Origin of the sequence: Streptomyces brasiliensis, from assembly GCF_014647875.1 — a bacterium.
GTDB classification, from domain to species: Bacteria; Actinomycetota; Actinomycetes; order Streptomycetales; family Streptomycetaceae; genus Streptomyces; species Streptomyces brasiliensis.
The window spans coordinates 1-5,430 of record NZ_BMQA01000155.1 but is presented as its reverse complement, the minus strand read 5'-3'; the positions used below and the strand labels follow the sequence as shown (position 1 = coordinate 5,430).

Sequence of the window (5,430 nt, the reverse complement as noted above, 5' to 3'; positions counted from 1 at the left end):
CGTGCCCGCCCACAATATCTGATCATTTCGGGGCGTCTCACCCGACGATGTCAGAGAGGGTTGTCCGCTGCCAGCTCGAGCAGCCGCGACGTCATTCTTGACGCGGCGCGTACCCTCGTCGCAAACCGAGGGTACGACGGCATGGCCATATCGGACCTGTCCACGGAGTCAGGTCTGCCGGCCAGCTCGATCTACTACCACTTCGGCAACAAGCTTGGCGTCCTGGCGGCCTTGCTTGAGCGCACCTTTCAGGAGTTTCACGCTCAGTTCCCGGCTCCGTCCTCATTCGCTGATCGTGAGCCGCTCGAGCGATTCGAGGCATGGCTCACGACGGCGTGCGCATCCCTCGACCAACGGCCCGACTACCTCCGCCTTCTGCTGGCCATCAGCGTTGGCCCGCAGAAGGACGCTGAGACGGTGCGGACTACCGTGCGCCGCATTCGTGACTCCGCCCACAGGTCCTGGGTGGAGGCCCTCGCGCCGATCTTTGCCCCGGATGGGGGCGAAGAGGACGAGGCCTTCGTCGAGCAGTTGGCTGTCCTCGGTCGGTCTATGACTGACGGTCTGTCAGTCACGCATAGCTTCGACGGCATGAGCTACAGCTCACACGTCGCTTCGTTCGTCGCGCTGATCCGCGGTCTCGCCGACCAGCGCGGTCGCGCAAAGGGTGTGGCTTTCGACGTGAGTGGAGCGTGACGATCCGGACCCGGCAGTGCCTGACGGGGAATGGGAGCGCCGCCGGGAGCTCGGCTCCATGTCGTCCTGCTGACGAAGCTGCGGTTGGTAAAGCAGTTCGACTGGTCACGGACGGCGATCGACTCCAGCCTTGCCAGGCCCGCTGGGGACTCCGAAAGTGGACCGAGCCAGGATGACGGAGTGCGTCCGGCGGTGGATGCCATGTCCTCGCCCTGCTCGTGAAGATTCCGTCGTCGTCGGCCTGTTCGGCCCTGCGACGATGATTCGACTATCGGCACTGATCACCGTGCTGGCCGTGCTCACTGCTATGGCGCCCTTGTCAGCCTTCATCTCCGAGCGCTTCCCCTCGCAGACCTGCACCACCGGCTTCGGCATCGCCCAGCAACTCGGCAACATCCTCTTCGGCGGCTTCCTGCCTCTGATCAACGGCTCCCTCGTCAACCTCACCGGCAATCCACTGGCCAGGGTGGTGTACTCGATTGCGTCACTGGTTCCGTGCCTACTCGTGACACTGCTGCATCTGGTTCTGGGCTCCGACGCCCTGCGCCTCGCGCAGGCCCGGCAGGCAGTGGACCACGACATCCGCGCCTGGGAGGAGTTGTCGCGGACGACGGACTTCGCCAACGGAGCCCAGATCGCGAACTGAAACTCGCCGGGGCGGGTGCCCAGTAGGCGGTGGACCGGCACAGGGCACGAACCCGCCCCGTCTGCGCCGACGGGCGCGAGCCCCCGGCTGTGCCCACGAGCGCCAGTGGCGGACGTGGGGCGGCGACGTTCGGACATGCCGCGCAAGGGCGACGTCCGGGAACAAGCCATCCTCGATGCGGCGGAAGCCCTGCTGGGGAAGGTCGGATTCGAGGCGATGACGGTCGGCGACCGTCATCGCGGCGGGTGCCGGCATCTCGCGCGGCTCCCTCTACTTCTACTTCCGCTCCAAGCGGGACGTGGTGTCCGGTCTGGTCGCTCGTACTGTGGCCGCACTGCAGCAGAAGTCACGGCATGCTGCACACGATCCTGCCGAGCCGCGCGAGGCCATCGAGACCGTCATGTCACGTACTCGGGCGCTGTGGCAGGAACACGGCCTGGTCATGCAGGCTGCCACCGACCTCGGCCGATCCGTGCCCGAGATCGGCGTCCTCTGGACCCAGGCTGCGGAGATCTTCATCGAAGCGATCACGCGTATCCTGCAACGCGCCGGCGTGCCCGCAGGCGACGGCCCCCACGCTGCTGCGTCTCCGGCCAGAGCCCTGTGCTGGATGATTGAGCGAACGTTCTACCGCGCTTCCCAGGCCGGTGACGACGAGCTTGAGCAGGCGGCCGCCACCTGTCTGGAGGTTTGGCTGCGCACTGCGCGCCTCGTCTGATCGGTGCGCATGGGCCAGGTGAAGGCTGTGGCGCGGGTGCCTGGCAGGAGCCCTCCACGTAGGAGTGCGTTCCCGCACACGAACCGTCGGATGAACGCTCCGCCCACGCGTCCGCGCCGTCGAAGTAGAGTGCTGCAGAAAGTCGATCAGGGGAGATGACCGTGGGAAGGCGCAGTGACGCCCCCAGGAAGGGAGACCTGCGTGAGCAGGCCCTTCTGGACGCCGCCGAAGAGCTGCTCGAGCACACGAGTCTTGAGAACCTCACGGTCGAGGCGATCGCTCAGAGGGCCGGGATTTCCCGGGGCTCCCTGTACTTCTACTTCGGCAACAAGCACGAGGTCCTGGCGGCTCTCGTTGAACGAACCATGCGCACCATCCGGGCGCATGCCGATGCCACGGCTCGAGATGAGTCCTCCTCGCCCTTGAAGGCCATGGAACGGGCCGTCCACGCGACCGAGCAGGTCTGGCGGGCCCACAGTACGGTCATGCGTGCGGCGGTGGACTACTCGGCGCTGCATCCGGTCATCGGAGCCGCCTGGAGCGAAACCGTGGAACGTTTCGCCCGGACCATGACGCAGGTGCTCAGGAGCGCTGGAATCCCGGAAGAAGACGGGCCCGGCGGCGCCTCCGCACTGGCCTATGCCCTGTGCTGGATGACGGAACGCACCTTCTACCGCGCTGCCTGCTCGGGAGAAGGGGACCTGGAACGAGCGAGCGCGACGATCGTCGAGATCTGGCGCAGGGTGATGACGGGCTGACACACGACGCGCGTGCGTCGCCGCTCGGCGTCAGGGGATGACCTCGGTCACGGCGAGGAACATCCGCTACATGTGGGGCATACCCGGATCCGACCGGAACCAGTTCCTCGACGTCCTGTCGACGACGGCGATATTCCCCAGGGGGCTTGTCGGGCGAATTCCCCCTCGGTTCCCTCCGGGTCAGTCTTGCCAGTCCAGTTGCGGTTCCGGGATACCGATGGAGCGTCCGTGGTCCTGCGCTTCGCGGCGTCCTTCGGCCTGGCCGCGTGGGTAACGGAAGACCCTTCCCGGGAAGACGACGAACGCCTCGGTCGCCGTGTTGTAGTTGACGTACCACCCTCCTGTTGGAGCGAGGTTCGCGGCCATCTGCTCGGCCAGATCCTCGGCGTCATTCTCCTCCGCGGCGAAGCCCAGCAGGGTCCACTGCCGCGGCTGGCCGGTCACGGCAGTGGATACCTCGATCCGTGCGATCTTGTTGACCTGCAGCGGGACGTCCGTCAGCCTGGCCCCAATACGCAGGCTTTCGGCGATGAGCACACCCTCAAGCACCCGGTCCTCCTTGATCTCGGTGCGCGAAGACTAGCGAGGTCCGGGGCCATCCCCTTCTCCAAGATGAACGGGTCTGTCCCGTAGTCGGTGGTGAGGTTGGGTGTCCGTCAGGGCAGAAGGCTGCGCAGGTGGGGTAGGTCGACGGCGCGGGCGGCCGTGATCCACTCGGTGGGTTTCGTGTCGTTGCCCTCGGCCGGCTTCAGCAGGGCGGCGAAGTCGCGTACGAGTTCGGCGAGTGCGGTCGTCTCCGGGCAGGCCGCGGCGATCTTCTCCAGCAGAGAGGCCTCTTTCGGGCGCGGATTCTCGGGGTTGGTGAGTAGGAGGCGGCTGGCGTGGCGCGGTGTGGTGATGGGTCGGTCACCACCCTCGGCGCGGGCCTGGTTGAGGTAGCGGACCGGCAGGTTGGCGCTGCCGGTGTAGCCCAGCTCCCGGATTTCCCGCAGTAGTTGGGTGATGGGGATGGCGGGGTCTGCCGCACGGCGAGCACGGAGATGGTCTCGGTAGGGCTCGACGAGGGTCGGCCGGTAGGCGGGGGTGATGCGCCGGGGGTTATAGAAGCCGTGGATGTACTCGAACAGCGCGAGGTTCGCCTCGGCTCGGGTGGCGAAGGTGCGGCCTCGGATGCCCTCGGTCTTGATGAGTATCCAGAGGTTCTCGGCCAGGGTGTTGTCATACGAGTCCCCGACGGAGCCCATGGATGCCTCAATTCCCGCTCGCAGCAGCCGTGTTGTGAGCTTGATCGACGTGTATTGGGTGAATTCAAGTGGTCGTCGCAACAGTGGCAGCACGCAATGGCCCCAGGGCACCGATCTCCGCACCCTGTGACAGCTCCGGACCCTGGTGTTTACGCCGGTCACGATGGCCGTTCGGCCGTGCGGCCCGGGAATGTCCCGGGCCGCCGGCCTGGCCCAAACGACACCCTAGGCAGGCAGCTCAGGCAACAGCGCGCGTTTGTGCAGGGGTGCGTTTCACCTGGTGCTGCGGGCAGCGTCCTCGATGATGTGGGTGACTGCACCGGGGTGGCTGATCATCACGGCGTGGGAGGCGTCGACCTCCTCGGTGTGGACTCCGGCTCGCTTGGCCATGAAGCGCTGGGCGTCGGGAGCGATCGCGTGGTCCTGGCGGGTGATCAGATCCCAGGACGGGATGGTGCGGAACGCTTCCTGAACGCTGGCGTCGGTGACCGCCTTGGTGTTGGCGGGTCGCTGAACCGCTGCCAGATCGGCAGCTGTGGTCTTGTCGACGTCACCGGCGAACACGTCCCGGAAGCGGTCCGGATTGATGGACACCTCCGCCCCGCCCGGGACGTCAGTCGGCACCACCGGAAGTTCCGGCGACTTCTTGGCCAGGTCACCCACCGTCTCCCCCTTCTCGGGGATGAAGCCGGCGATGTAGACCAGGGCCTTGACATCGGGGTCCGAGGCGGCGGAGTTGGTGATCACGGCACCGCCGTAGGAGTGGCCGACCAGCACCACGGGACCCTTGATCGTGGACAGGTAGCTGGAGACGTAGGCCGTGTCGCTGGTGAGCCCCTGCAGAGGATTGGCGATGGCGCGCACGGGATAGCCGTCCTTGCGCAGCCGCTCCATCACCGGCGACCAGCTGGAGGAATCCGCCCACGCTCCGTGGACGAGGACGACGGTCGGCTTCGGGGAAGCAGATGCGGAGGAAGATCCTTCGCTGGTCGCCATTGCCACACCCGGAGCGGTGGTGGCACCGAGCAGAGCGAGGGCGCCGGCGGTGAGCGCGACACGACGTGGGACGCGAATTCGCATGATGTGGCCTTTCGGTTCGACTGGGGGTTTCGCAGTGCAGAGGGCTGGCCCCTGCCCGCAGTGGACCTGGACGCCCTTGCCTCGCCCGGGGGCTGGCTCGACAACGCGGCTGCAACATCCGTGCGACAGGTGCAGTGATGTCTCGACCCACACGCCGAGGGAGAACGTTCAGTCACTTCATTAGAAGCGCCCAACGAACCTGTGTCAAGACAGAACGTTCTATCTCTCTGTTTGCTAGCCTGACGGTATGAGCCCGACCCCAGAAGGCGGCAGCGCCTCCGAAGCGCG

4 protein-coding genes and 4 pseudogenes are annotated in these 5,430 nt (G+C 66.3%); 4 read left to right on the top strand and 4 right to left on the bottom strand.

Annotated features, from left to right (window positions below):
• From IEZ19_RS48930 to IEZ19_RS48910, 4 genes and pseudogenes are all read left to right on the top strand, one after another.
• On the top strand, positions 1–696 hold a 696-nt coding region (locus IEZ19_RS48930; protein WP_373297192.1), incomplete at its 5' end, for a TetR/AcrR family transcriptional regulator.
• A gap of 517 nt (positions 697–1,213) precedes the next feature.
• A pseudogene (locus IEZ19_RS48920) lies at positions 1,214–1,342 on the top strand (short-chain dehydrogenase/reductase); the annotation flags it as partial.
• 135 nt (positions 1,343–1,477) lie between these two features.
• Positions 1,478–2,060, top strand: a pseudogene (locus IEZ19_RS48915) (TetR/AcrR family transcriptional regulator).
• A 161-nt stretch (positions 2,061–2,221) separates the two neighbouring features.
• Complete coding sequence (locus tag IEZ19_RS48910; protein WP_229841720.1) at positions 2,222–2,818, top strand: TetR/AcrR family transcriptional regulator; 597 nt, start codon at positions 2,222–2,224, stop codon at positions 2,816–2,818.
• A gap of 180 nt (positions 2,819–2,998) precedes the next feature.
• Here IEZ19_RS48910 and IEZ19_RS48905 read toward each other — a convergent pair whose 3' ends face one another.
• The 4 genes and pseudogenes from IEZ19_RS48905 to IEZ19_RS48895 all read right to left on the bottom strand — a co-directional run bounded on the left by IEZ19_RS48905 (position 2,999) and on the right by IEZ19_RS48895 (position 5,142).
• Positions 2,999–3,355, bottom strand: a complete 357-nt coding sequence (locus IEZ19_RS48905) for a hypothetical protein (protein ID WP_229841719.1) — start codon at positions 3,353–3,355, stop codon at positions 2,999–3,001.
• A gap of 131 nt (positions 3,356–3,486) precedes the next feature.
• Positions 3,487–3,909, bottom strand: a pseudogene (locus IEZ19_RS48900) (ISL3 family transposase); the annotation flags it as partial.
• Between the two features lie 6 nt (positions 3,910–3,915).
• A pseudogene (locus IEZ19_RS52930) lies at positions 3,916–4,062 on the bottom strand (IS3 family transposase); the annotation flags it as partial.
• A gap of 273 nt (positions 4,063–4,335) precedes the next feature.
• Positions 4,336–5,142, bottom strand: a complete 807-nt coding sequence (locus IEZ19_RS48895) for an alpha/beta fold hydrolase (RefSeq protein ID WP_189317818.1) — start codon at positions 5,140–5,142, stop codon at positions 4,336–4,338.
• Positions 5,143–5,430 lie beyond the last annotated feature (288 nt).